Source organism: Bradyrhizobium sp. WBOS07, from assembly GCF_024585165.1.
GTDB classification, from domain to species: domain Bacteria; phylum Pseudomonadota; class Alphaproteobacteria; order Rhizobiales; family Xanthobacteraceae; genus Bradyrhizobium; species Bradyrhizobium japonicum_B.
In genome coordinates, this window is record NZ_CP029008.1 from 1400108 (window position 1) to 1426300 (window position 26193).

Genomic DNA, 26193 nt, shown 5'->3' on the forward strand with positions numbered 1-26193 from the left:
TTCATTCCTCAGACTTGAAGGGGCGCGTCAGCAGCCCCGAAATCGCCGCGTCGATCGTGCTCCGGCCGCCCAGGATCGCCGCGACCGCTTCCGAGACCGGCATCTCGATGTTTCGCGAAGCTGCGAGTTCGATCAAGACCGGCGCGGTGAACTCGCCCTCGGCGAGCTTGCCGGCGGGCGACGGCTCGCCGCGTCCGAGCGCGAGCCCCAGCGCGAAGTTGCGCGATTGCGGGCTCGCGCAGGTCAGGATGAGGTCGCCGAGACCGGAGAGTCCCGCGAGCGTCTCGCTGCGTGCCCCGAGCGCGCGGCCGAGGCGGGTCAGCTCGGCAAAGCCGCGCGTCGTCAGCGCCGCCTGGGCGGAGGCGCCGAGCTTGCGCCCGACCGCGATGCCGACTGCGATCGCCAGCACGTTCTTGGCGGCGCCGCCGATCTCGACGCCGCGGATGTCGGTGGAGTGATAGGGGCGGAATGTCGGCGAGCCCAGCGCCTGCACCAGGGCGCTCGCCAGCCGTTCATCGCCGGCCGCCAGCGTCACCGCGGTCGGCAGGCCGCGCGCGACGTCGTCGGCGAAGCTCGGTCCCGACAGGATCGCCGGCTGCGCGCTGGGGGCGGCTTCCGCAATCACGTCGGTCATGAATTTATGGGTGCCGTGCTCGATGCCCTTGGCGCACGCAACGATCGGCGCCGGCCTTGCCAGATGCGAGGCCAGCATGTTGACCGCGCCGCGCAGATGCTGCGCCGGCGTCGCGATCAGCAGCATGTCCGCGCGCGCAGCGAGCGTCAGATCGCTGGTGACCACGATCTCAGGAGGGATCCGCACGCCGGGCAGCCGCGGATTGTCGCGCGTCGATGCGATTCGCGCGGCATGTTCGGCGTTGCGCGCCCACAGCGTCACGGCGCGCCCGGCCCGTGCGGCCACGGTCGCCAGCGCCGTGCCCCAGGCGCCCGCGCCGATCACCGCGACGGATTGGAACGCGGACATTCTAGTATCCCGCCCGCGTCTTGCCGTAGCCGGCCGGCGCCGTTGCGTTGGCGTCGAGCAGCCAGCGCGCCCGCGGCTGCGCGTCCATCGTGTCGGTCATGCCGAGCGCGAGGCGCTCGGCGCCGGCCCATGCGATCATCGCGCCGTTGTCGGTGCAGAGCGCGGGCGGCGGCATGATCAATTGCGTCCCGGCTTGCCGTGCGACCTCGTCGAGGGCGCCGCGGATCGCCTGATTGGCGGCGACGCCGCCGGCGGCCACGAGCGCGCTGGGAGCGCCGAATTTCTCGCGGAAAAGTCTCAAGCCGACGTTCAACCGGTCGGCCGTCGATTCGAGCACGGCAGCCTGAAAGCTCGCGCAGAGATCGCTGATGTCCTGCGGCGTGATCTCTGGCAACCGGCTCGCTTCGGTGCGCACTGCCGTCTTCAATCCCGACAGCGAGAAATTGGCATCGGGTCTGCCCTGCATCGGCCGCGGGAACGCAAAGCGGGTGGCATCGCCGCTCGCCGCCGCGCGCTCGACCTGCGGGCCGCCGGGATAGGGCAGGCCCAGCATCTTCGCGACCTTGTCGAAGGCCTCGCCGATCGCATCGTCGACGGTGGTGCCGAGCCGCACATATTGGCCGACGCCGGTGACGGCGACGATCTGGGTGTGGCCGCCGGAGGCGAGAAACAGGCAATAGGGAAACGCGATGCCATCGGTGAGGCGCGGCGTCAGCGCATGCGCCTCCAGATGGTTCACTGCGACCAGCGGCGTGTCGTGGACCATCGCGATCGCTTTTGCAGTGGTGAGCCCGACGATGACGCCGCCGATCAGGCCCGGCCCCGCGGCGGCCGCGACGCCGCCGAGCTCGCCGAAGCCGATGCCGGCCTCGCGCATGGCGCGATCGACGATGCCGTCGAGCAGGTCGACATGGGCGCGGGCGGCGATCTCCGGCACCACGCCGCCGAAGCGGGCATGCTCCTCGATCTGCGACCTCACGATGTTGGACAGGATCCTGCCGCTGCCGTCAGAGGCGCGCTCGATCACGGCCGCGGCGGTCTCGTCGCAGGTGGTTTCGATGCCCAGCACCAGCATTGGCGAATTGTTATCCAATTTGCGCCCTTGCGCTCATCCGGAAAGCAGAGTTCTGGTACGTCCGGTAGCATTCCGGGACCAGATTGCGCAATCGTCACGAAGCAAGCCGTCCGGGTCGTGCGCCACCGCCAATTGGTTCGGGAACAGCAGCGATGTCCATTCTTGTCACACGGCCGCATCCCGACAATGAAGCGACCGCGGCAAGTCTGCGCGCGCGGGGGCATGCGGTGCTGCTTGCGCCGGCGCTCAAGTTCGAGCCGGTCGCCTTTCATGACAAAGGTGACGCTCCCTATGGCGCCGTCCTCGTCACGTCGGTCAACGCGATTCGCGCGGTCGCGCCGCAATTGCGCGACCTTGGTCTTCTGGAGCTGCCGTTGTTTGCGGTCGGGGAGCATACGGCCACTGCTGCGCGCGACGCCGGCTTTACCCGGGTGATCGTCGCCGGCGGCGATGCCGCGTCCTTGCGCGACAAGGTGATGCAGAGCGCGCGCGACAAGGTGCTGAAGAAAAAGAGCACGCTGCTGTATCTCGCGGGCGCGGATCTGTCGCGCGACCTCGGCGGTGAGCTCGATGCAGAGGGTTTCTCCGTGGTCACGCACACCACTTATCGGATGACGCCCGTCAAGCATCTGCCGCGCGAGGTCTGCGAGGGCTTTGCCGCCCACGGGGTCGAGGCGGTGCTGCACTACTCCCGGCGCAGCGCCCGGGCGTTCCTGGATGCGGCGCGGGACGAGGGCGTCGAAATCTCGGCGCTGGCGATACCGCAATGCTGTCTGTCCGAGGCGGTCGCGGGCGCGTTGCGCGAGGCCGGCGCGTCGCAGGTTCTGGTTGCCGCGACACCGGACGAAAATGCCTTATTTGCCACCTTGGAGCGTGCTTTGCAGACCCGTTTGGCGTAAGAGGTCGGGCCGAATCCGACGCAATCTAGTTCACCTTGATATGGAAGTGTGAGGAACCGTCACGATGGCCGACGACAAGCCTGAAGACGCAGGATTGGCGCCCGACAGCGGTCGTGCCAAGCGCACTCCGCCCACCATTGATCTCGAAGCCACCGAAATCGCGACCCAGCCGCAGGAGGCGGCGGTCGAGCCAGAGGCCCCACCGGCGCCGGAGCACGCCGCGCCTGAACAGGCAGAACCCGACCAGGTTGACGCAGAGCCGGAGCGCGTCGAAGCCCAGGCTCCGGCGCCGTCGATTTCCCCCTGGGTCATCGCGCCGTTCTCCGGCGCGGCCGCGGCTGCAATCGTGATCGCGGTCGGCTGGATGCTGGGCTGGCCGGCGGTGCAGGCGCCGCCTGCCGCACCGCAAGTCACGAGCGCGACGGTCGATGCGCTGAGCGGGCGCGTCAGCGCGGTCGAGGCCAAGGCCGGCAGGCCCGCGACCGATCCGGCCATGGCGGCGCGGATCGACGCGATCGAGAAATCGATCGGCAGTTTGCGGAGCGACGTCGCCAATCTTCGTACGCAGGCCGACAAGACGGCGAGCGCACTGAACGACGTGAAGTCCGCGCCAGGTGCTGCCGCGCCCGATCTTTCCGCGCTCAGCGATCGCATCGCGCAGCTCGAGCGCGCCAGCAGGGCCGAACGGGCCGAGCTCGCGCAACAGGGCGAGAAGATCGCCGATGCCACGAAGGACGACAAGCCGCTGCGTAGCGTGGTGGCGGCGGCTTTGCTTGACGTCGCTGTTCGCCACGGCGATCCCTATCAGCAGCAATTGGCCGCGGCGCGGTCGCTGGCGGCCAAGCCCGACACGCTGAAGCCGCTCGAAGCGTTCGCATCCTCGGGCATCCCGACGCCGGTCGCGCTGAGCCGCGAGCTGCTCACCATCGTGCCGAAGCTGTCGCCGCCGGCGGAAGCCCCGGCCGCGAATGCCGGCATCGTCGAGCGTCTTCAGGCGGGAGCCTCAAAACTCGTCCGCATCGAGCGGACCGACGGGGTCGGCAACGACCGCGGCGCGATCGTGGCGCGGGTGACGGCGGCCGCGCTCCGCAACGATTTCGTGGAGGCACGGCGCGAGCTGAAGTCGCTGCCGGAGGCCGATCGCGCTGCGGCACTGGCCTGGCTCGACAAGGCCGATGCCCGCGACGCTGCGCTCGCCGCGTCCCGCAAATTCGCCGACGATGCGATGGCGGATCTCGCCAAATCTGATCCGGCCAAATCTGATCCGGCCAAGCCTGCTCAATAAGATTCGCGCAACAATCGGCGCGTAATAGGGATCGTCATGCTTCGCATCGTCCTCTTTCTCGTCCTGATCGCGCTGGCGGCGGCCGGCGCGGCCTGGGTTGCCGACCAGCCCGGCGATCTCGTCCTGACCGCAGGTAGTTTCCGGATCTCGACGACGCTTCCCAGATTCGTGTTCCTGCTCGGCCTCTTTGCCGCGGCTGTCGTGCTGGTCTGGAGCATCCTGACGATGGTCTGGCGCACGCCGAAGCGCCTGCGGCGGCGCCGCCACGACAAGCGCCACGCCAAGGGCCGCCAGGCCATCACTCAAGGCCTGCTCGCGATCGGCCATGGCGATACCGCGCTCGCCCGTCGTCACGCCGAAGCGGCGCGGCGGCATGCACCGAACGATCCGCTCGCGCTGCTGCTGCACGCGCAGTCGGCGCAGCTCGAAGGCAATCGCGAGGAAGCGCAGCGCGTCTTCCGCGTCATGGCCGAGCGCGAGGACACGCGCCTGCTCGGTCTGCGCGGCCTGTTCATCGAGGCGCAGCGCGCCGACGATGCGGTCGGAGCGGTGATGATCGCGGAGGAAGCGATCAAGCTGTCGCCGTCCTCGACCTGGGCCTCGCACGCGGTGCTCGGCTTCCGCTGCGCGCGTGGCGACTGGAGCGGCGCGCTCGCGATCCTCGACTCGAATCTGCGCGCAGGGCAGATCGACAAGCAGACCTATCGCCGGCAGCGCGGCGTGTTGCTGACGGCGCGCGCGCTGGAGCTGGAGACCATGGACCGCGACGTCGCGCGCGAGAGCGCGATGGAAGCGGTCAAGCTCGCGCCGACACTGGTGCCGGCCGCGGTGCTCGCGGCGAAATTCGAGAGCGAGGCGCATCAGGTGCGCCGCGCCATGAAGCTGGTGGAAGCCGCCTGGCTCGCCAATCCGCATCCCGATCTTGCCGATGCCTATGCGCATGTGAAGCTCGGCGACACCGCCTGGCACCGCTTGCAGCGGATCGAGACCCTCGCCGCGAAGACGCCGGCCGACAAGCCCGGCCATGTCGAGGGTCAGCTCGCGATCGCACGCGCCGCGATCGACGCCTCCGAATTCGCCCGTGCACGCGAGGTGCTCGCGCCCTATCTCAACGATCCGACCCAGCGCGTCGCGCTGCTGATGGCCGAGATCGAGCGCGCCGAGCATGGCGATAGCGGCCGCGCCCGGGCCTGGACCCTGCGCGCGGTGCGCGCCCGCCTTGATCCGGCCTGGACCGCGGACGGTTACGTTAGCGACACTTGGCGCCCGGTCTCTCCGGTCACCGGTCGGCTCGATGCGTTCCAGTGGCAGACACCGGTCGCCAGCCTGCCCTCGGACAGGAGCTCCACGATCGAATCTTCGGCCTTCGAGGAAGCCATGCTGGCGGCGCCGCCACCGAAGCGCGTGACGGTGGCGGTCAGTGAAGCCCCGACGGAACCGCCCGCGCCGGAGGCTCCGGCTCCCGCCGCCCAGGACAATACGCCGCCTGAGACCAAGGAAGCCGCCAAAGAAGCCACCAAGGAAACGGTGAGGGATGAGCCGGCGGTCACGCCCGCCGAGCCGGTTCAACCGGTTGCCGAGCCCGCCGAATCATCGCCGCCGGCGGCCACGCCGGTGTTCCGGACCCGCGCCGACCTCGGCAAGCCCGCTCCAGCGCCGATTCCCGCGGTCATCCCCCTCGTCCGGGCCCCCGACGATCCCGGGATCGACGACGAGGGTCCGAGCGATGAATTCACGGAACAAATCGGCACACCCAAGGCCCAGGCCGGGGGCTGGCGCGGGTTCTGGTCACGCTGGGGCGCGTGAGCCGCAATTCGAAGCCGGCTTGTCCTTGCCAATTCGGGCCATGCCCGATATCAGGAGCGCGCGTATCGGGGCCGGCATCGCCAGGCCCCGGTAGGGTTCGCCGCAATAGCTCAGTCGGTAGAGCACGTCATTCGTAATGACGGGGTCGGGGGTTCGAATCCCTCTTGCGGCACCAGCACTTAGCCCACCCCTAAGCTTCTTCTAGTCTGGCCCGGGTAAGCTGCGGGTAAGGAACGGATGTAGCTGCACGCAAAGTCGTCGTCCAAGCCCGCAGCGAGCTTGCACACGATGCGGCCGAAGCAGACATTATCGGAAAGTCCCAGAGGTCCGCTGTGGGGCGGCCAGAAGCGGAAGTCACTATTCGGCAGATGAAAGAGGCCGCCAACCGAGGCGGCCTTACCCTTTCCAGTAGATGCGTTTGCAGGTGGGGCAGTCGTAGACTTGGACCTGACCGTTTTTGCGGGGGTCGAATATGCTGGCCCGGAACGTCATCGGTATGCGGCAATCGTCGCAAACGGGGCTGCGGGTCAAGACTTGAGATTCGTTGCTCATATAGGGCGGTCCCGATTCGACGGGGGACGCTACAACAAATGACAGTGGCTGCCCTTAAACCAAGTTAGGCCACTGCGTTCTTCGAACTGGGGCGCCGAGGTCGGCAGTAGGTCAGCGCCTGTTCCACACGGGGGCACCCCATGAACATCGTCCTTGGTCCGCTTACGCTGAAAGTGGCGCGAGTTAGTTCATTTCGCGCCGCACAAGCTTTAACAAACGCTCTTGCCAGTCACCGGGCTTAAATGTCCGAACCTCCGACTCGCCTTCGTCAGTCCACACAACGCAAAGCCGGCGTCGATTTTTCGAGCTAGGCATCTCATCATCATCAACGACAAGATAGTGGCCCGGGCCGCGTCCGGTCGGAAAGGTGTTGGAATAGAGAAAGCCCAAGCCACTATGCCGGACCTCCAAAACGCTCGGTCCTTTGGCCGTGCGAGTCATTGTCCCATTAGACGATGCGAATCTAAATGCGATATCACGCAAGGCCAGCGCCCGGTGGCGTCGTTCTTCCGATGCTTTGGTCATGTTCGGTACTCCAACTGTTGACGGGACAAGCATGCCAGCGCTCGATTTCGTTGCAAGCGAGCGGTCATGACCGCCTTTTGGATTTTCTGTCGTCAGCGTTAATGCGTCCATTGCTCGCTGCGCCCGGCAAAGCTCAAATTTTAGGGGAGGCATTTTCGCCTCCACCTCGATGATACTGTTGGGTCATACGCGCTGAGTATTGAAATGGATGGTGATTGTTTCGTGAGACACTTACGCCTCCCGACCGGAGGGGTCCGCCGCCTCCCGGGGAGAGGCATAGGTGTCTCCCCGCGTCGCTTGTGCTTTTTGCTTTCTTGGCCGTATGGTTCTGACCGTTGGAGGTTAGAACGCGATGAAGAAGGCAGCGAAACGGAAGAGCGACACCGCTAAGGCGGAAGCTCCGAAACGACCAAGACGCAGTCCCGAAGATAAGTGGACAAAGAATCTCATCGGACTGGGTTTTTGTACAGTCCCTTCCATCATGATTTGGGCGCAGGGGAGACTCGGGCTATCTGCCGAGCAATTTACGATCCTGATGCACCTCGCGGACTTTTGGTGGGACGCAGGCGAGCCACCATTCCCCACGAAACAACTGCTTGCCACGAGGATTGGAATGGGCGCGAGACAAGTGCAGCGGCATCTAACAACACTGGAAGATGGTGGATTCATTCGACGCATTGAGCGCTTCCGCGGTCCAAAAAACCAACTCGCAAACGGATACGAGATGCGTGGACTCGTCCGAAAGCTCACGATTCTTGAGCCTGAGTTTCGCAAGATGATCGAGTCTAAAAAGGTTCGGCGGCGAAAGATCGAAGCGCCAGCCGCGTGAATGCGCCCGCCATGTGGGTTCTACTGCATGGCAACCGGTGTACGTCGGACAACAGCCCCCTAGGGGAGAAGTTTCCACCGGGCGCGCAGCGGACGGCCCCAGACGAACGTCTGTGGGCCGTTTTGCTGCATGTCATACGAGGCGTTCACCCAACGTGAGATAGCCTTTGAAAGCTAGGTGCCCCTCTAGATCAATTTGAACCAGATATGTGCCATTGGCTAAATCGACCTGGACGCGCCAACGCGTGTTCGTGCTTGGTGCTGGAGGACGCGCGGCGATGTCCGCATTGTAAAAATTCCTTATCATCCCACCTTTGCTGTCCCAAGCGAACACGTTGATGGCAATATTTTTTAGATCAGCGCGCGGGTTGAGTTGGAAATTTATCCCGTTCGAAGCCAAAGAAACAGATTCAACGAAAACAAAGCGACGTTCAAAGAGCAGTAAGTCGTCCGATATTAGCACGCGGGGCGCCCATTCGGGGCCTTTATCACCAAGCAGGTAGAGCAGCGTGTCTCGCTCGGCAGCTGTGCGGCAATAAATCCATTGGAGATTGTTAACAAGCGGAAGTGGCGACTCAGCCAACACTTCTGCACACCGATGTTCGATGATGCTTCTGTCCCCGCCGGTACCACCTTCGTGAAAGACCTTGTCGAAGGGGATTTTTGAAAAATAGTCCTCCGAGTCACCCGGTTCGGCGTTTCCAAGCTGCATGTTTCGGTCGCAAAACTTGGTACCAGGTAATGCAAGTATATTGCTTGCATTGAAAACCATCATCACAAAGACTGGGGCGTGAGATTCGTCACCGTATTGGCACTCGCCTTTCTTACGAATGCCCTCGATGTGATACTGAGTAGGAGTTCGCGGCCGGAAGTAGAGACGCGCTGAACCATGAGCGTGATTTCGCCCATCGATTACCCCGGGAGCCGCAACGTCTTTCGCCTTCTTATTGGCTGGGTCATCGCGAGATCGGAGATTCCCATCTAGAAGAATACCAACGGCGTTCTCGATCGGCGCGTGATGAAATAGACGACTGGGCCACTTGCTACGATAGGGACGCCACGGACTCGTTAGAGCCGTTTCCCATTTTTGTATATGCGCCTGAATAAAGTCAGTCGTCAGCGCCATAGGCTAGTTCAAGTTGGGGCTTGGAGGAGGGTGCGACTTCGCTCCCGCGCTCGCCCGGGCGATATTCGAGTGCAACTTCCGCATCTTTCTTGATGCCCTGAATCTGCACTGGGCGAACGTGGGGTAAGACGCTCAAAACCGACAGCAGCGGTTCGCCCGCGCCCTTCTGAGTCCACGCGGCTTTGTCCTGCGTTAGCAATCCTTTTTGAAGGCCAACCCACACGCCCCAAAGGTCCTCCGCCTCTAAGCTCCATTCCGCATCGTTCGCTTGGAGTTTTAGAATCTTGTCTTCACCGATTGAGGCTTGAACAGGTTGGTGGTTGTCGAACTGGACGAATTTCTCATCGCTCAACTCTACGGCGCGCTGAAGAGCTCCGATGAACGCATCAAAGGAAGAAGAGTCTACGGCCTCCTCTTTGAGCTGGCTCGCTACGGACTCCATGTGTTCGGGCAAGCCAATATCGACGGTGTAGTCGTGGATGAAGATCTGAATTGGGAGGTCTTTCAGATGACGCTCCATCACAGGGCGCACATCATCCCACATGAGACCGCCATTCCCGCAACCCAAACGCGGGAACGAAATCTCAGTTATGCCCAAGCTTTCATAGTGCCCGACGAATTTCTCTAATCCCGCTTCGATCCACTGTATCTTGGAGGGATTCCGCCAGTGCTGTTTAGTGGGAAAGTTGAGCACCCACGACGTCGCCCCCTTCCAAAGCCAAAGTTTTCCAGGGGAAAGAAGCTTCTGATCGCAGATGCGTTTGTAAGCCACGAACATCTGAGGCTCGCGCTCTTTAAAGTCCTTCGCGATACCCTTCCCCATGACGCCAACGCAATTGACCGTGTTAACCAGCGTCTGGGCGGTGGACTCGAGAAGGCTTGTACGGCGATAAATGAGCATGGGCTTCCCGGTGAAATCGCGAGCGGCGTCTGATTTTGGAATAACAGCGACCATCGGACGAATCGACATACTGAAGCCAGAATCTCACCGCTTTGTAAAGAACAAAATCAGAACCTTTGTTCCACGCAGAGAAAATATTAAATCAACTCTTAACGCCCCGCGCGCGGCGCACTAAGCCACGACGGGCGCAGCGGCCCTTGATAGAACATCCGGCCGCCCTCGAACCTATCAACGAACCGCGCAAGCCTCAGTCGGCGCGGGCAATCTTCCAAGTCCCGAACTAGAATCTCGCCCTCCGCGTCGAGCGGCGTTTCGTCGGTGTGCCGCCGCTTAAAGTCGATGCGCCTACAGCGGTTGCTACAGAACTTGCGCTGCAAGTCGTGAAGCGGCGTGTCGCACACAATGCAGTTCGGAAATCGATCGGGCGGGATGAAGCCCGGCCGTCGATGTCGCGCAGCATATTGCGCACATCTCTGCTGCCGGCGTACGGCGCCGAGGCAATCCTGAGAGCAATACTTCCGGTGGCGGCGTTCCGGCGCGAACAGTTGGCCACAATGCCCGCAAGTTGGCATCATCATCGTTGAGTCGCCTTTAGGCCGGCGTCGATCAGTCGCCGGACGACTTCCGACTCGCTGGCTTTCCACGGTGGCGGTCCCGATAACCGCGCGATGGCTTTCGCCTGATCCGCCCGTAGGCGTACAGTGATCCTGGACGGGCTTTTGCCCAAGCGGTTCGGGCGTTCATGCAGCTTGGACATGCGAGTCCTCCTCCCCGGAGATCGCCCGTAGTGTGTCGTCTACGACGTCTTCAATCACCCTTGCGACCACCGCGGAGTCCCTGCGTCCAACGGGGTCTGACTCGGCGAGCGCGCCAAGCGCCATCGCCACGGCGTCAGGCAGGGCGCGCAGATGCCTCCGGATGACGTCGGCTTCTTCGCGATAAAGCGTTACGGCTTCGTCGATGGTGACAAGCTCGCGGCGAGCCGCGGCGTTCTTCAATTCCAGCTTTTCAACTTGCGACAGAATGAGCTTAATCTGGTTCCGACGCAGGGGCGACAGGTCCGGGTCAGCGGTTGTCTTTGCCTTGTCCTCGATCATCCAACGCAACATGTCGCCAGCAGGAATCTGCCACGGCTCGAATTGTGTCCCCCGCTTCAGGATGGGCCCGCCATTCTCGATTGCGCGATCAAGATCATATCGAGCGATGCCGAAGGTTCGGCAGAACTCTTGCTTCGTCATCGTTGCACCGGGGCCAGTACGATCGGGATGGGGAACGGGCGTATAGGGCAGTGCTTCCATCGACTCGAACTCCGGGTATTTGGTTTTTGCCATGGGGAGACTCCTCAAATCTTGGGGGTGATTGCGCCGCGATCGAACGCGTAATTCATCGGGACCGTCCGACGTTGCAAGCGATCGTCGGCGGGTGTGTATGCCGGCAAGCGGTCGCGACCGGCGGCCACATCCGCGAAGGCCCGCGCGAGCGCCGCATAGTTCTGCGGATGGACGCTGTTGAGACTCGCGCTGCCCGTCATCGCTCGCCAGCGCACCACTCTGCGAGCCATGTCGTGGCCGTGGCACTCTGCGAAGTCGTGATAGATCGATTGGAGTTCAGCGCGAGTCATCGGTTCATCCTTAATGTCGGACGAACCCTAGGAGCGGTGGCGCTCAAGAGTCAAAGTAACAAACACTCGCGCGTCGGCGGCGCCGACGCTACACGCACAACGATGAATTTGCGAGTCGGGCTACACGGCGAAGCATCGTTGGTGCAGAAAAATATTTCTCTACATGTGCGCTGACGTGATGCGGCTACGCTCTTCCCTCAAGAGGTTTGCGCGCCCCGAAGAACCTAGAGAAATTTCTTAACCGCGAATGCCTTGTTGGACCGGAGAATCACTCTCTCACGTTCGGAATAATTTCTCTTGTCTTATCCTGAGGCGCGATCTCAACGTTGTCGGCCACGTTGCGCACACCATTCGTTGAGTTGAGCAGAGCGCATCTGCCGTACTGAATATTTCTCTAAGTACTTGGGCTCGAAGGACTATGGACGTTTAGCCGCCGCTCAGCGCCATTCTTCTACTGTGCTGTTGAACCACGGTAATTGGGCGCGCACTATCACCGAAGGGCGCGAAGTGTAGTGCATTAGCCGAGCGCTCGCGGCCCGACCAGAGATGGCGCACATCATTGCGTCTTTGATCGAAATGACTGACCGCTGCCCACTGGGGGAGGGGTGTCACTTTGCAAGCGTCACCCTGTCCCCCGAAAGTCACCCATCAGGGTGACGCGTGAAACCCCTTTATTTCACGGACAAACTGTCATCTGTCACCTTTTTCTTATAGATATTTAAAAAGGTATATAGGGGGACAGCACGGGCGCGCCCTATATTGTGGGTACGCCTGTAGGCGCTAACCTGAAAAAGTGGGGTGACGCGGTGACAGACCGAGAAGTCACTGCGACACAGGCGCTTCTTGCATTCTTGAGGTGACCCGACGGGGGACACTTAGGGTGACTGAAGCTCCGGGTGGAATTCCCGCTTCAGCTTTAGGCCCACGAAGCGCGCTTTGACGCGCTCGCCCTTGCCGGGTTTCGACAGGTGGGGGTCGCGCCACCGAACTTGATTTGATGCATATCGCACGCCGCGCGCTCGCAGGGCTGCAAGCATATCATCCTTGAAGTCGCTGCGGTTACGTCGTTCGCGCATGCCAAGAGATTCCCGGTCTGCCCACTCGCGGTAGGCATCGAACGCAAGCGCAACGGGCAGCACGTCGCCTTCGTCGCCGGTTGCGGTCAGGCACTCTTTGGTGAACCGCAGCGCAGGCGACTGCGAGTCGGTCAGTTGCTCTTGCGCGACCCGGCCACGCTCCCCAATCGTGAACTTGCCATTTCGCCGGAGCCGCTTCAGGCCCTCGATTGCCCAATTTGCGATGCCCGGCAATTCATCCGTCAGGCGGGTCTTCAACGTCAGGTCTTCCTTCCCCGCGAAGGATCGGTCAAACACGAACATCAATTCGCGAATCGCAAGCGCGCCGGACTCGTCGATGAACTTTGGGTGTTTGTTTGCCAACAGCGTGATCTTCGCCGGGATACGGAGCGACAGGATTGGCTTGTTCTTTCGGTTCACAGAGACGGCGTCGTTGCCACTAATGCTCTTCATCCTCTCAAGGGCCATGCTGCGCTTCGACAATTCGGTGTCGGATGCATCGGGAATGATCATCAGGCGTTTATCGATCATTGCCTGAAGCCCGAAATCTCCTCCCAGGTCGTTGAGCATGATAGACGCCCTATGATGCCGGCCGACCAGCTGCTCCAGGATGCCTTTGATGGTGCCCTTGCCGCCGCGGCTCGCGCCGATCATGGCGGCAATCTTCTCGAAGCTGGTATCGGGCACAAGGTTTAGGCCGAACCATTCTTGCAAGGTCAGATGAAAGGATGGGTCAAGCCACTCACTGAGCTTCGACTCCCACAATGGGCAGTCAGCGTCAGGCTCGAACGACCAATCGGGAACCCCGGTTGCGAAGTAGTCCGGCGTCAAGTCGATCAATTCGCCCGTCGCAACGTTTAAGATTCCGCTGTTGGACAAGATCAGGTCGTTCGGCGAAGGCGCGTCCCCGCGCGCCTTGATCCATTCGAAGGGGCGAGCGCTGACGCCGCGCGCAATCTTCATTTCGCGGACCATTGCCTCAAGTTTGGAAATGTCTAGCCGAATCTCAGTGTCAGTCTTGCGGATTTCAGCGGCCACTTCCGAGTCGGCAATAAGACGCCAGACATTGTTCGGCTCCAGCGTGTATAGGTCGCCATCAGAGCAGATAAGCGGCGCGTGCTCCTCGCGGGCACAGAGGAATCGATGCGCATTGTTGCTCGCATGCTTCGAAGGGTCATAGCCGACTTCACGCGGCCACAGCGGTTCATCCCAGTCGAAGTCGGAATGGGCGTCAAATTCCGAATACCTAGACATTTTCGAAGTCCTTCGCAGCGTCATTGAAAATTCTGAAGATCACGTCGCCGGGGACTCTATTGTCGCGACATAGCTTGCGCAGCGTGCCAGCGGTCAAACCGCGTTCACGATCAGGATCGAAGGAATCCCACCGACTTTGATTCAACGCGTCGTCGTAGTCGTTGCAGTAGGTCGGGTCAGATAAACAGAAATCGAAGAAGAGCCGCGCAACTTCTCCGTCGCCATTGCATGCCGCGTGAAGTGCCATGGCGAACGTGAGCCATGCGTCGTTGCTATTGAGCCCTTCAACGGGGAAGTGTTTGAACAGAAGGGCCGCCGACTTTGCGTCGATAATGCCAAGCCCACCGTCAGACGGCCGGTGCGGTTGTTCCGGACATAAAGGCAGGAAGTCGAACCGAGACGACTTGACGGGCGGTTCGAAGCCGACGTGAAGGATACGCGAGACGAAGGGTTTGCGGCCCGGCTTCTGATGCACGAAGCCGGCGAGGCGGAAGACGTGCGAGGCGTCGCAAACCTTTGGGTCGCCATTATAGCGCAGGGCGAGGCGGCGCGAGATGTCTTCGGCCGCAGCAATGTCAGTCGTTGGCTCGACGCACCACGTACACTGATATTTGCCGCGTGACGTCTCGACAATGATATGCGGCTGAATTCGGAAGCCACGCGGCGGTAATGGCGCGCCATCAAGGTCCAGGACCACATTGCGAACGCGGGTAATGTTCTCTTTCTTGACGCCCCTGCCGTCGGTGTCGTTGGGCGTGATGAAGATCGCCCAACCGTTCGAATTGCGCGCTTGCAGGACCGACGACAGATCGTCGAGCCGGCCCTTAAACTCAAATCGGTGCCGCTGTTTGTTGGCCTGTGACTTCGACCCGCCGAACACGCGGGCGACACAAGCTTCCGATTCCGGGGTAGTCCGGATATTGACGATTGCGTCGGGCGTCCCGAACAGCGTCTCAACATGCAGGCGAGCGGCGTCGATATCGAGCGCGATCGGCGGCGCGAACATGATGATCCTCCTACAGTTCGCCGCGCGCGCGAAGCATAGTGTTGAAGATCGCCGCGAGATGGAGACGATTGTTCGCGGAGACGTTGAACGGCCATGCCGTTGCGCGCTCCGCAAGATACATTCCGGGGGTCAAGACTCGCCACGTGGCTCGGTGAAGAGGTGTCGAGCGGGCGTACAGCGCTTCCATCACGGCGAGTCTGCTGTCGCGAAATTCATTCGTCATGACGTTGCGCCTTGTTCATCCAAGATGTTTTGCAGAATGTCCTGCGCCACGTCCTCGATCTGGCGCTCGATACTCTCAATAAGCTCGTCGGCCTTCCGGTCGAGCTCTTCGGCGTCCATCTCGTCGATCGTCACGCGCAAAAGAGCTAATTCGAACTCACACCGAGATTCGAACCTTCCCAGCCAGAGTCGCGCATAACGGTTCGCCGCTGCGAGACGGGCCTGCGGAATGCCGCGCCAACTGCCGTAAGGCGAGCCGTAATGCTTCGCGATGTCCTCGCGGTTCGCTTCAAGCGCCTGCGTGTGATATTCCATCTGCTCGTCGAATGCCGATCGATAACCGTCGGGTACATTCCGCGCGGTGCCATCCGGGCTATGCCATCGCACAGCCAGATATTCCTTCCGCGCGTCGTTCAGCACAAATTTGGGCGTGGTGGCGAGGTCGCTAGGGAAACCGACGTCATCGTAGTCGTCGAGCGGCATCCAATCTTTGAACGGCTCGCAGAAATCCCGGCCACGGCCGCGCAATAGAATGGGTCGCTTCAAAAGCTCGGCGTTGCTGGCACGCAAGGTTGCGAAACTCAGGTGGGCTAGGCGCTTCTGCTCTTCGAGGTCTTCGGCGGTTTCGCAACTGCGCGTCGCGTCATTCTGCCAAATGCGAGCGTAACCACGTTCATACTCGATCCGAGCTTCGCAGCGGCGGCGGTCGAACGGGTTCGCAATACCGCGAAGCGTGCCATCCGTGGAACCAAAAAGGTAACAAAGCACTCGGACGCGCTGCTTACCGATTAGTGGTGGCCATTTGGAGTATTCAGACATGATAGCACCTACATTGTTGGGGAGCGTGGGGAGCGCCGCCCTCCTGCGTCACTCGGCGCCGCCCTGAGGTGGGGGGTTATTGAATCGATCCCATGCGGACTTCGAGAGATCGTCGAAGCTCTTCGGGGCGCGCGGTGCCTTCGGCTTCCCATTGCCAAAGTTCGCCATCGCTGCCGGTGAAAGGCGTTTTAGGTTGCGCTCGATTGCTTCATTGCTATTCGCCGGGCCTGCGGCTAGTCGCTCCAAGGCTTCGATGCACGCCATCTGCTTCGGTGCCGGCACCGCGCGATACCCGCCGGGGCCGCCACGGCCGCCGAATTTCACAAGCACGGCGTCGGCCGCGTCCTTGCCCACTCGCAAAACAGCGGCGGCGTGGGCGTGCAGGATGGGCAGCTTGGGGTTAGAATCCAGATCGTCACTCATTGTCGAATCTCCTAGTTGATTAACGTTGAAAGCATCGAGTCCGCCGCCGCTGCATTCACACCAATCTTTGACGATCGGTGGACTCTCTGCCGTTTGCTGCGGCTGGCTAGAACCGCAGCTTTCCCAACGCTCCGCGCGGCAACGAGAGGATTTTCAACCACAGCACGGAGCATCAGGTGTCACGCGAAGTCGATGTCTAGGATGGCGAGCGGACTCGCCGCCAAGCGCGGGCCCGTGTTGATGCCGCGAGCCCGGCCGGTTCGGTAGATGAACTCAGCCTTCCGCTCGATTTCCAAAATCTCAGCTTCGATCTTCTTCAGCATGGCGGGCCGGTCGGCGATTGGAATGGCGTTTTCGGGGTCGTGGCGGGCCAGAGCCATCGCCTTCAGCCGCTCGCGAATCTCAGTGCCGAAGACAGCAAAGAGCAATGTAGCGGTGTCGTTCAGGCGAGAGAGACCGCCAGCACCATTCGGGATCGTCAGCATTGGAAGTTCGAGTGAGGGTGTGGAAAAGCGGCCCGACGAAAATCCATTAGGCGTGCGAAGCTTGCGCAGGGCGTGCTGAACGCTCGTCGATGCCTCCGAGTAAGTGCGATCGATGGCTGACTCGATCACGGCAGCGGGCACGTGTGCACGTCTGACGGCTTCCGCTTCTTCGAGCTTGGCGGCGCGAGCGGCACGACAGGCCTCATGCTCTGCGACCAGATCGTCGCCAAGCTCGCATTCGAAGTTGTGCGACTTCAGCGGACGAAGGGCGTTCGCCTTGGCGAAGTCCCACACATTTTGCCGAAATCCCCCGGGTAGAAGCCGATTTTCGTCCTCATAGAGTTTATCGAGCGCAGCCAGCTCGGCTTCTCCCTCAGCAATACGCCGAGCACAATCCTTCGCAAGCTCCTCAGATGGCTTCGGCTCGCGCTCGTTCTGAAGCGCTTCAAGCCGCGCTTCGGCGATTTGACGGCGAATTTCTGTCGCACCGGCCAGCTTAGCTTCGTAACGAGCGAAAGACTGCGCTGCCAAGTCCTCTTCATGCTTGTAAAGCTTGCGCGCGAGAATGGGTAGATTGTCGTACGGAGTCGGCGGCGTTGCGCCGGGTTTGCTCTGAAAATGGATGACGGACTCTGAGGGCATGGGATTAGCTCCGGGGTTTCGAATCTTCGACAGACTTAGAGCTACATGCTCGATGGCAACTGAGTCTCTTGGAGTCGATATCCGGAAAAATGGATAACTCCGGCTCGAAGATGCGCTGAAGTTGTTGCAGATGCGCAGCCTCGCAGGCTTGACCATCAATCTGGCGAATAATTTCCTCGCCATGATCAGTTTCGCTGCTAGAGCGCGGCCCATACATGGCTTTGTGAGCGCCGGTGTGTTCGTCGCCTTGATGTGCATCGGGTGAATTGGCTTTGCTGTTGCGACGCTTGCGGCGCTCAGTTGCATTCGGGAAATAGAATCGATCCAAACACAGTTGAATAATCGTTTCCGTGGTGCCCAACTTGCGCAGGAAGAATGCTGTCGCATAGGCCTGCGCAATGCGTTTTGATCGCGATGGTTTGTCGGCAAAGACGATAGGCAGCGTGTGATTTTCCGCTGCGATGCCGTCGGTCTCGCTGAATGCAAGCCAGCGACGATAGCCGTCGCTAATACAATGAGGTGTGCGCTTCATAGCCGCACCAAACGGAGGGTGGCGCGGCGACGTTCCGTTTCCATCTGCCTGCGCCGCGTGGATTGCTCCGCCTCGCGCCGCAGAACTTCATCAACAAAGGCGGCGCGAGCTTCTTCCAATGTGCGGGGCGGGTTCATGACCGCACCTTGCGGCGCTTATTCGGGGTGCAGCCGCGGGCAATCATCGCCGCTTCCCAAGCGACAATGTCGGACATGCGCCAATAGCGCGTGGGTGTGCCGAGATAGATTGGTTTCGGGAATTGGTCGTCGCGCATGCGACGGTGAATCCACATATCTGAAGCGCCACCGAATCGGCGCTTGATCGTGGCGGACGTTACATATTCGGCGTCATCGCCGGGGCGGGGAGTGTAGGTCATCGACGCGACTCCATCGCGCCGCCCTCGTAGAGCGGTCGCAGTGAAGCGCAATCACGGCCTTACCGGCGTCTGAGCGCCGCCCCGTTCGGTTTCGTCGCTTGCGGGTCCGGAAGGCGTCCCGTGCGCTATCCGCGTTCCGTGTCCGACCTACGAGCGTTGTTAGACATAAGCTAACAGTTCGTCACTTTTTGTCCAAGTAACACTTGTCACGGACTCGGCGAGAGTCCGACAATTCGGAGAACTTCGGCCGACCATGCTTCGAATGCACGAACCTTCTGTTCGTAGAAGTCGTGTTGCAGATAGGCGTCATCGTCCACATGGTTGAGGCAAGCTTCAGCGACCTCGTTGTCAAAGCCAAGGCGTTGCATCCGTGTCGAGCCGGTTCGCCTTAGATCATGCAGAGTCCAATTCGGAATCGATTCGACCTCCGAGTCTTCCACTCGGGCAATTTCCAGCATGGCGGCATCGAGTCGCCTTTTGGCCTTCGAGAATCCCGAGAAGGCGTTTTCCCCATCGGTGCAGAACAGATACCCGGTATCGTTCTTTATGGTCGGAATCGCCTTGATGACGTCAAGCATTGCGTCGGTCAGGAAGATTTCGTGTTCGTGGTGATTCTTCGTTCGCTCGGCGGGAATGATCCACGTGCGGCGATTCCCCATATGCAGTTCGCGTTTGCGGATGCCAGCGACTTCGTTGCGGCGTGCGAGCGTTAGAATCAGCAAGCGCACAAAATAGCCCATCGGGAACGGCTCTTTGGCGCAAGCAAGCCATAGCCAACGCAATTCGGCGTCTGTCAGCTTGCGCTTGCGTTTGATGCGCTTTGCCGACTCCAAGCCTTCGCAGGGCGATTTTTGAATGCGCCCCTTCGCTACGCACCAATTGAAGAACGAGGCGAGCACCCGATGCAGCCGCGCTGCGGCCTGGGGGTGATTTTTCGCGATGCCGTCGAGCAACGCGGACACGTCCGCCTTGGTTACTTCGTCGAGCCGCCGCTTGCCCCATACCGGCTCAAGGCGGCGCTCATAGTCCTGTTTGGCTCGCAAGGCCGTGGATGGCCGCCACCCCCTTTTGCTGCGGCTCTTGGGCTTCGGGGCGTTCGTCCAATCGGTCCATGCCGTCGAGAACATCGCCCCATGGTCGATACCGGCGGCGGCCTTGCGCCGGGCCTCCGCCTTCTCGGCGGCCGGGTCGGCTCCTTCGGCGATCTTGACGCGGAACCGGCTGGCCAGCTTCCGGGCGGCGGACAGCCCGAATTCGTCGCTGTAGGGCTCCAGCGTGAGCTTGCGGGGCACGCCTGCCGCTTCGTAGCGGAGAACCCATGTCTTGCTGCCGGAGGGCTGCACGACCAGCCCTAGGCCCCGTACGTGGTCCTTGCCGGCGTCCCGAAGCTCATAGCGCCCTGCGGGGTCACCCTTGGCGCTCGCGGCCGTCTTGGCCGTGAGGGTTGGCAACGCTCGGGCCGGGCCGCGGGGCTTCTTCTCGATGACTGCGCCTTCGCTCATTTCGGAACCCTATCAAGCGGCCGGGGTAAGCTAGGGGTAACACGATTGGCCGGATTAGGGTGTTAGATAGCGTTGGGCTCTTGGCCCCACAACTCAACAAAAACCCTTTTAAATACGGAGGTTAACGCGGAATTTGTGTTCGAAAGTGTTCGGTGCCGTTTGGACTATATCCGTTATTCGTAATGACGGGGTCGGGGGTTCGAATCCCTCTTGCGGCACCAGCTGTCCAATTTGAATTGGGCGCGCGTTTTTCGGGCCGATTAGGGTTCCTGCTGTAGGAACCTCACCCGTAAACCACGAGTGCTCAGGAGCGACTTAGTCTGGTGGCGCCCTGGGGCTGTGATAGTGACGCAGCGAGACAACCAGCTGAAGTCACTCAACCGTAGTCTGCTCCGGGCCGCCGGAACCGCGAAGACGAAAGCTTGCGAGGACGAAAAAACGCAAGGCGCTTCGCTTCCCTGACGCCGCGCTCCGACAACAAGGCAGATAAGTGACTAAAGTCCGCTGGTTAGAGAGTCGTACACCGAACGCTTAATCAGGAATGGCGACTGCTCGCGGCGGGGAGGACGAAGCATCCTCAACTGGGGCAACTATCGGTGCTTCTTCATCGGCAGCTTTCGGTGCGGCCTTTTTCCGGGTGGCAGCCCGCTGCAAACGCCTGATGTTCTGGAGAGCCGCTTTCGCCTCTTCGCTGTCAACCAAGTCGCGCTTGATGACCTCCTCGCGCAACAAGGCCTTCAGATAGTCGACTTCCACCTTGACGCCGGAGCTCATCCGACGAATCTCGCGGCGCAGAACCTCCAGGATAAAGTCGGTTTGCAGAACGGCTGCTACAGTGAACTTGTTCGTGACCTGTTTGTGTAACAAAAACTCCGCCATCGTGCCCTTAGAGAACCCTTCGCGGCTCAAGTTTCCAAAACACTCCAGGGCTTCTGGGCTCTTGGCGCTGGCCACAATCGCATCCAGCTCGCAAACGAGGATTTTCTCGATTGGCTGGCCAAAATGCACCTTGTAGATCCGCCAGTGAGCGCCGTTAGTAAGCACTACCCACTCGATGCCCTCGTTAGCAGCGTAATCGATGGCCTGCTTGACGTGCGCGTCCTTGAGATCAATTCCAATGGCCTTGACTTCGATGATGAACCGGATCTCGTCGTCGACCTTCACAGCAAGGTCCACATAGGTCCCGCGGATCGCATATTGGCTCGTAACATGTAAGTATTTGTCATAGCCGCAAATGTCGGAAAGCATATCGTTGATGACAGTGACAGTATCGGCTTCGCTGACATCGCGCTTCAGCAGCCCTGCTAGTACGCTCTGGTACCTCTTAAGCTGGGTGGTAATCCGAGTAGCGACTTTTGTTGATACCTTCGCCATGATTCGCCCCTGAAGATATGTGCGCGAGCATCATGCAACCGTTCGGCGAGCACAAGTCCCCATTCGCAGAATTTGGCTGAGTCCTGCCACAAGCCGCGCGAACCGTTTTTATTGATAGCCCTTTGCCGCTAGGGCGACCTGTGCCGCTTGGCCTGCTCCTCTAACTTGATGAAGTCCTACCGGGGTACGAACGGCGGTCCTTGTCAGCAGATATCAGCTGGGATGAGCGCTCCTTGCGAGCCAGGGTTGGACACGGGGAACGCCGGCTGCGTGCTCGGCAGCATGAACCTTTCAGACGTGAGCTGCCCGTCTGTCGGCCCCGGGTAGACCTGGGCTGGCCGGTTCGAAATTGTGCCGCGCTTATGTGAGGCCAATCACTTAACCCCCGGCACGTTGCTCATAATGTCCCGGTCACGCCAACACGGGGAGACTTCACATGCGCAAGATTATTCTGGTTGCTGCCATGCTCCTGGCTTCTGCCTCCGCCCAGGCAGGAGGGTCCCGCGGTTTGTCCTTGGCCGCGGCGGGCGAGCAGGTCTCCGCTCCGCAAACCACGATGTCGGCGAGCACCGGGATGACGCAGCTCAGCGAAGCTGCGCCAGCCACCGAGGCTCCGAAATACTCCGATCGTCCGCCGGCGGTGTCGCTCTCCGCGCCAGCTGCGCCGGCCGCTCCGACCGCGACCGCACCCACGACGGCGTCCGCGCCGGTCACGACGGCCAAGCCCGCATCCAAGAGCACGGCAAGTTCAAACAAGCCCAAGCCCAAGCGCAGCTGGACCGAGCGGCGCATCATCAGCGAGCTGCACCGCCACGGCATCTATTGGTAAGCCGCAGACCTTTGCCCCGATCTCGCCGGCATGCCCGGGCTTGACCCGGGCATCCACGTCTTCGCGCCTGATCCAAAACGTGGATGGCCGGGACAAGCCCGGCCATGACGCAACAATTTGAATTTGACGCGCTTACTGCGAGATCGTCTGCACGACACTCGCGATCGGACGCGTATTCGTGCCTGCCGTCGGCACCTTCATGTCCTTCATCAGCGCCTCGTCATATTCCGGCAGCGTCTGCATCGTGGTCTTGGCCTTCATCTGCACGACCTTGTAGCCGCCGGCCTTGAGGCGCGCGAGCAGCGCCGGCAGGGCTATGCCGGTGTTCTTCTGGAAATCGTGCATCAGGATGATGCCCTTGCCGAGCTTGTCGAGCCGCGTCATCACCGTCTCGATGATCTTCTCCGGCGTGGCGCCCTTGCGGAAATCGAAGGAGTCGACGTCGGTCGAGAACATCGCGACGTTGCGAGTGCCGAAATAGCTCACGATCGCCGGGTTGTGCTGAAGCTGCGGGAAGCGGAAGAACGGAGCCGGGTTGGCACCGAGCGCGAATTTCACAGCGCTGACGCCCTTCTCGACCTCGTCCTTGGCCATTTGCTCGGTCATCTTCTTGCCGTTGAGATTGACGTGCGACCAAGTGTGCGTGCCGACCGTGTGGCCCTGGGCCAGCACCTGCTTCAGGATCTCCGGATGGTAGGTCGCGTGCTTGCCGACCGAGAAGAACAGGCCCTTGGTGCATTCGTCGGCCAGCGCCTTCAGCACCGCGGGCGTGTTCACCGGCCAGGGACCGTCGTCGAAGGTCAGCACGACCTCTTTCTCGGTGAGGAAGTCGAACTGCTTGAAATGATCGAAGCCGAAGCCGGGGCCGCCGGTCGTGTCGATCTCGACCACGCGGGAGACGCCGAGCGCGTTCGGGTTGGCGCAGGCCTGCTTCGGCTGCGCCGGCATGGGAGCGGGCGCCGGGGCGGTTGCCGCCGGCTTGGCCGCCACCGTCGCGGTGGTCTCGACGTCATCCCTGGCGGCGAGCTTTGCCGGTGCCGGCAATGGGTCGGCGGCACGGGCAGCAACTGTCCTGGGAGCGCCCTGATCGGCGCGCGCGGAATAATAAAACCAACCGCCGGCGGCGATCACGACCGCCGCAACTACACTGGCCAGCATCAGGCCCAACGCATTACGCATCGCTACTCTTTCCAATTACGCAACCAAACCTGCGGAATTTCCCGCGCGACACGCCATTAATGCGAAGTAACAGTTAACGTGACACCAACGCGACGGCGGTTGTGCAGGAATTTCAGGGCGGTGCGCCAACGTGACCGACGTCACAGTCGAGGTGGGCCGCGTGACGGTCATCACGGTGGAAACTGTTTTGCCGGAGCATCGTCGTTCCCATCAACAACGGGCCCGCTCTGCGCGGTGCCAATGGGAGCTTCAAATGACCAAGTCTTCGAGCACCAAGTCCTTCTCTGCCAGTCTCCGCGACGCCAGCCTGGCTCTGGGCATTGCCGCCATCGTCTCGATCGCTTCGACGAGCTCGAGCTTCGCCTTCTCGGCCGAGGCGCAGCAGATGTGCACTGGCGATGCCTTCCGCCTGTGCTCGTCGGAAATCCCCAACATCCCGAAGATCACGGCCTGCATGATCAAGCATCGTTCGGACCTAAGCGCCGGCTGCCGCGCGGTGATGGACAAGAATCTCGCCAAGGGCGCCTCGCGCAAGGTCGCTGACGCCCAGGACAGCCAGTAACAGCGACAGCCAGTAACAACGCGCGACGACAACGATCGTCGCGCCGGTCAGCTCCCCGCCCGCAATGGACCCCGGCGTCATGCCGGGGCTCCGCGGCGGCACCCTTCCGCCCGGCAATAAAGCCGTTGCAGGTGCGGGATCGTCGCACTAGCTTCCCCGCACGTCTTTCCGGGTAAGAGGCATTACGCGATGACCAGATTTCTTTTCATCATTCCTTTGCTCCTGTGCGCCTCGGTCGCATCCGCGCAGCAGCAGCCCGGCCACGATGCCTGCGCGCGCGACGTCACGCGCTTCTGCCGCGCCGTGATGAACAACGGCGACGGCGCCGTGCTCGCGTGCCTGAAGCAGAATCGAACGCGGCTGAGCAAAGGCTGCGACAAGGTGCTGACCGATCACGGGCAGTAGCAGCACTTGTAGCCCGGATGAAGCGAAGCGAAATCCGGGTTCTTTCCCCGCGGGCAGCCTGCCCCGGATTGCGCTGCGCTCCATCCGGGCTACGGACTTACAAACCTACGTGCTGCTCCCCGCCGCCGTCGCCACCACCGGCAGCACCTCGCCGCTGGCGCGATCCGGCGTCTCTTCCTGCCAGCGCACCGAGCCGAACGGCCGCTCCAGCATGCGGCGGATCCGCACCGGCTCGGGGCCGACGTGGAAACCGATCGCCTGCTGATGCAGCGCGCGTTCCGACTGGGTCGAGCGGTTGCGCTGGCGCAAGTAGTCGAACCAGGTCGGGCAGTGGTAGCGCTCCGTCCACAGCTCAGGATCGGCGATGTCGCGGGCGATCGACCAGCCATAGGCGCCATTGCGCTGCCGCGAGAGCTGCACGTCCTGCATCACGTTGTGGAATGCGCGCGCGTTCTCCTGCGCGACGCGATATTCGATCTCGACCACGAGCGGGCCGCTGCGGCCCGTCAGCGACAGCTTCACCTCGGGATCGGCCAGCATGTCCGCATCCTCGTTGCGGGCGCCGACGCGCGGCATCGTGAGCCAGATGCCGAGCAGCGGCGAGATCAGCATCAGGCCGGCTGCGGTCAGCAGCGCGATCTCTACACCGGCATAGTCGGTGAGATGACCCCAGCCCCAGGCGCCGATCGCGATGCCGCCGGCGATCGCGGCCTGGAACGCCGCGAGCGAGCGGCCGGCGACCCAGCGCGGCGCCGAGAGCTGCACGCCGATGTTGAACAGCGCAATCGCGGCCATCCAGACCGCGCCGGCCAGCACCAGCGCCGCGGCCGTCAGCACCGGCTCCGTGCTCAGGGCCAGCGCGGCCATCGCGAACGCCATCGAGATGGTGCAGGCGCGGATCGCGGCCTCGCCGCTCATGCGCTTGCGCAGTTCGTGGATGTTGAGCGCGCCGATCACGGCGCCCATGCCGAAGGCGCCGAGCATGATGCCGTAGGTCTGCGCGCCGCCATGCAGCAGGTCGCGCGCGACCAGCGGCATCAGCGCCATGATGGCGCCGCCGATCAGGCCCATCACCAGGGTCCGCAACAGCACGATCTTGATCGGCGGTGAATTTGTGATGTAGCGGAAGCCCGAGACCATGGCGCGGTTGAGCTTTTCCCGCGGTAGCCGTGAAGGCTCGACCGAGCGGCGCCAGAGCAGCAGCACCACCAGCAGCGGAAGATAGAGGATCGCGTTGCAGGCGAACGCGGCCACCGCGCCAAGCGCGGCGACAATGACGCCGCCGACCGCGGGACCGAAGCTACGCGCGATATTGTAGCTGATGCCGTTCAACGCGACGGCCGAAGGCAGCGCGTCGGGCGGCACCTGTTCGTTGACCGAAGACTGCCACGCCGGGCCGAACAACGCGTTGCCGCTGCCGACCACGAAGCAGAACGCCAGCAATGTTTCCGGGGTGATGAGATTGAATCCGGCCAGCACGGTGAGCGCGCTGGCGCCGACCAACGCGATCGACAATGAGATCAGCGCAACGATGCGGCGGTCATACATGTCGGCGATGGCGCCGGCCGGCATCGAGATCAGCATGATCGGCAGCATCAGGGCGGTCTGCACCAGCGCCACCTGGTCGGCCGATGCCGACATCTGTGTCATCGCCCAGGCTGCGCCGACGCCCTGAATCAGCAGGCCGAGATTGGATAGCAGGCTGGCGAGCCAGATGCGCCGGAACACGGTGTAGCGCAGCGGCGCGGTGATGCCGTCGGCGGCCATCTTCTGACGGTTTGGCTGCTCGGTCATATCCCCTTCCAAATGGGCTGGCAGAAGCGGTCCTGGGCGATCTTTGGCCGATTCCGGCAAATTCTTTGATGCCTGCGAAAGTCGTTCGCTGTCCAGTGGTTAGGCCGCTATAA

At 61.8% G+C, this 26193-nt stretch carries 26 protein-coding genes and 1 tRNA gene; 8 read left to right on the forward strand and 19 right to left on the reverse strand.

Annotated features, from left to right (window positions below):
- Position 1: 1 nt before the first annotated feature.
- Together DCM79_RS06580 and tsaD are read right to left on the reverse strand one after the other, a co-directional pair.
- Complete coding sequence (locus DCM79_RS06580; RefSeq protein ID WP_257179169.1) at positions 2 to 982, reverse strand: NAD(P)H-dependent glycerol-3-phosphate dehydrogenase; 981 nt, start codon at positions 980 to 982, stop codon at positions 2 to 4.
- 1 nt (position 983) lies between these two features.
- Complete coding sequence (gene tsaD, locus DCM79_RS06585; protein ID WP_257180710.1) at positions 984 to 2051, reverse strand: tRNA (adenosine(37)-N6)-threonylcarbamoyltransferase complex transferase subunit TsaD; 1068 nt, start codon at positions 2049 to 2051, stop codon at positions 984 to 986.
- 158 nt (positions 2052 to 2209) lie between these two features.
- On the opposite strand from tsaD, the gene DCM79_RS06590 reads away from it, so the two are divergent.
- The 4 genes from DCM79_RS06590 to DCM79_RS06605 all read left to right on the forward strand — a co-directional run bounded on the left by DCM79_RS06590 (position 2210) and on the right by DCM79_RS06605 (position 6222).
- Positions 2210 to 2956, forward strand: coding sequence for a uroporphyrinogen-III synthase (locus tag DCM79_RS06590; RefSeq protein ID WP_257179170.1), 747 nt, complete (start codon positions 2210 to 2212; stop codon positions 2954 to 2956).
- A 64-nt stretch (positions 2957 to 3020) separates the two neighbouring features.
- On the forward strand, positions 3021 to 4241 hold the full coding sequence (locus DCM79_RS06595) for a COG4223 family protein (protein ID WP_257179171.1): 1221 nt from the start codon (positions 3021 to 3023) through the stop codon (positions 4239 to 4241).
- A gap of 36 nt (positions 4242 to 4277) precedes the next feature.
- Positions 4278 to 6047 carry a heme biosynthesis HemY N-terminal domain-containing protein gene (locus DCM79_RS06600; RefSeq protein WP_257179172.1) on the forward strand — a complete coding sequence of 590 codons (1770 nt, stop codon included), beginning with the start codon at positions 4278 to 4280 and terminating at the stop codon, positions 6045 to 6047.
- 99 nt (positions 6048 to 6146) lie between these two features.
- Positions 6147 to 6222, forward strand: a tRNA-Thr gene (locus tag DCM79_RS06605).
- Between the two features lie 560 nt (positions 6223 to 6782).
- On the opposite strand, the gene DCM79_RS06610 is transcribed toward DCM79_RS06605, so the two are convergent.
- Positions 6783 to 7235 (reverse strand): hypothetical protein, encoded by a 453-nt coding sequence (locus DCM79_RS06610; protein WP_257179173.1) that lies wholly within the window; start codon positions 7233 to 7235, stop codon positions 6783 to 6785.
- A 241-nt stretch (positions 7236 to 7476) separates the two neighbouring features.
- On the opposite strand from DCM79_RS06610, the gene DCM79_RS06615 reads away from it, so the two are divergent.
- Positions 7477 to 7953: a helix-turn-helix domain-containing protein gene (locus DCM79_RS06615; protein WP_257179174.1), complete on the forward strand. Its 477-nt coding sequence runs from the start codon at positions 7477 to 7479 to the stop codon at positions 7951 to 7953.
- A 132-nt stretch (positions 7954 to 8085) separates the two neighbouring features.
- Here DCM79_RS06615 and DCM79_RS06620 read toward each other — a convergent pair whose 3' ends face one another.
- The 14 genes from DCM79_RS06620 to DCM79_RS06685 all read right to left on the reverse strand — a co-directional run bounded on the left by DCM79_RS06620 (position 8086) and on the right by DCM79_RS06685 (position 21311).
- Positions 8086 to 9078 (reverse strand): DUF4433 domain-containing protein, encoded by a 993-nt coding sequence (locus DCM79_RS06620; protein ID WP_257179175.1) that lies wholly within the window; start codon positions 9076 to 9078, stop codon positions 8086 to 8088.
- Positions 9062 to 10033: a macro domain-containing protein gene (locus DCM79_RS06625; protein WP_257179176.1), complete on the reverse strand. Its 972-nt coding sequence runs from the start codon at positions 10031 to 10033 to the stop codon at positions 9062 to 9064. The genes DCM79_RS06620 and DCM79_RS06625 overlap by 17 nt, the downstream gene beginning before the upstream one ends.
- Positions 10034 to 10719: 686 nt before the next feature.
- Complete coding sequence (locus DCM79_RS06630) at positions 10720 to 11310, reverse strand: hypothetical protein (RefSeq protein ID WP_257179177.1); 591 nt, start codon at positions 11308 to 11310, stop codon at positions 10720 to 10722.
- Between the two features lie 11 nt (positions 11311 to 11321).
- Positions 11322 to 11600 carry a hypothetical protein gene (locus tag DCM79_RS06635; RefSeq protein ID WP_257179179.1) on the reverse strand — a complete coding sequence of 93 codons (279 nt, stop codon included), beginning with the start codon at positions 11598 to 11600 and terminating at the stop codon, positions 11322 to 11324.
- Positions 11601 to 12475: 875 nt separating this feature from the next.
- The gene (locus DCM79_RS06640; RefSeq protein ID WP_257179180.1) at positions 12476 to 13930 is read right to left on the reverse strand and encodes a phage/plasmid primase, P4 family; all 1455 of its coding nucleotides are present in this window, start codon (positions 13928 to 13930) and stop codon (positions 12476 to 12478) included.
- Positions 13923 to 14936, reverse strand: a complete 1014-nt coding sequence (locus DCM79_RS06645) for a DNA-primase RepB domain-containing protein (protein ID WP_257179181.1) — start codon at positions 14934 to 14936, stop codon at positions 13923 to 13925. Before DCM79_RS06645 ends, DCM79_RS06640 begins: the two co-directional genes overlap by 8 nt.
- A 10-nt stretch (positions 14937 to 14946) precedes the next feature.
- Positions 14947 to 15159 (reverse strand): hypothetical protein, encoded by a 213-nt coding sequence (locus DCM79_RS06650; protein WP_257179182.1) that lies wholly within the window; start codon positions 15157 to 15159, stop codon positions 14947 to 14949.
- Positions 15156 to 15977, reverse strand: coding sequence for a hypothetical protein (locus DCM79_RS06655; RefSeq protein WP_257179183.1), 822 nt, complete (start codon positions 15975 to 15977; stop codon positions 15156 to 15158). The genes DCM79_RS06650 and DCM79_RS06655 overlap by 4 nt, the downstream gene beginning before the upstream one ends.
- Before the next feature lie 48 nt (positions 15978 to 16025).
- On the reverse strand, positions 16026 to 16400 hold the full coding sequence (locus DCM79_RS06660; RefSeq protein WP_257179184.1) for a hypothetical protein: 375 nt from the start codon (positions 16398 to 16400) through the stop codon (positions 16026 to 16028).
- Between the two features lie 179 nt (positions 16401 to 16579).
- The gene (locus tag DCM79_RS06665; protein ID WP_257179185.1) at positions 16580 to 17527 is read right to left on the reverse strand and encodes a hypothetical protein; all 948 of its coding nucleotides are present in this window, start codon (positions 17525 to 17527) and stop codon (positions 16580 to 16582) included.
- Between the two features lie 4 nt (positions 17528 to 17531).
- Positions 17532 to 18059, reverse strand: coding sequence for a hypothetical protein (locus DCM79_RS06670; RefSeq protein WP_257179186.1), 528 nt, complete (start codon positions 18057 to 18059; stop codon positions 17532 to 17534).
- Between the two features lie 133 nt (positions 18060 to 18192).
- A complete protein-coding gene (locus DCM79_RS06675) occupies positions 18193 to 18435 on the reverse strand; it encodes an AlpA family transcriptional regulator (RefSeq protein WP_257179187.1) in 243 nt (80 codons plus the stop codon).
- Positions 18436 to 18641: 206 nt separating this feature from the next.
- Positions 18642 to 19937, reverse strand: coding sequence for a site-specific integrase (locus tag DCM79_RS06680; RefSeq protein ID WP_257179188.1), 1296 nt, complete (start codon positions 19935 to 19937; stop codon positions 18642 to 18644).
- Positions 19938 to 20468: 531 nt separating this feature from the next.
- Entirely contained in the window at positions 20469 to 21311 is an 843-nt protein-coding gene (locus DCM79_RS06685) for a type I restriction enzyme HsdR N-terminal domain-containing protein (protein ID WP_257179189.1), read from the reverse strand.
- A gap of 436 nt (positions 21312 to 21747) precedes the next feature.
- Between DCM79_RS06685 and DCM79_RS06690 the strand changes: the two genes are divergently transcribed.
- Positions 21748 to 22140, forward strand: a complete 393-nt coding sequence (locus tag DCM79_RS06690; protein WP_257179190.1) for a hypothetical protein — start codon at positions 21748 to 21750, stop codon at positions 22138 to 22140.
- 132 nt (positions 22141 to 22272) lie between these two features.
- Here the strand turns inward: DCM79_RS06690 and DCM79_RS06695 are convergent, their stop codons facing one another.
- Positions 22273 to 23319, reverse strand: a complete 1047-nt coding sequence (locus tag DCM79_RS06695; RefSeq protein WP_257179191.1) for a polysaccharide deacetylase family protein — start codon at positions 23317 to 23319, stop codon at positions 22273 to 22275.
- Positions 23320 to 23572: 253 nt separating this feature from the next.
- Between DCM79_RS06695 and DCM79_RS06700 the strand changes: the two genes are divergently transcribed.
- Both DCM79_RS06700 and DCM79_RS06705 read left to right on the forward strand, forming a co-directional pair.
- On the forward strand, positions 23573 to 23881 hold the full coding sequence (locus DCM79_RS06700; protein ID WP_257179192.1) for a hypothetical protein: 309 nt from the start codon (positions 23573 to 23575) through the stop codon (positions 23879 to 23881).
- Positions 23882 to 24070: 189 nt separating this feature from the next.
- Entirely contained in the window at positions 24071 to 24286 is a 216-nt protein-coding gene (locus tag DCM79_RS06705) for a cysteine rich repeat-containing protein (protein ID WP_257179193.1), read from the forward strand.
- A 105-nt stretch (positions 24287 to 24391) separates the two neighbouring features.
- Here DCM79_RS06705 and DCM79_RS06710 read toward each other — a convergent pair whose 3' ends face one another.
- Complete coding sequence (locus DCM79_RS06710; RefSeq protein ID WP_257179194.1) at positions 24392 to 26080, reverse strand: MFS transporter; 1689 nt, start codon at positions 26078 to 26080, stop codon at positions 24392 to 24394.
- Between the last annotated feature and the right edge of the window lie 113 nt (positions 26081 to 26193).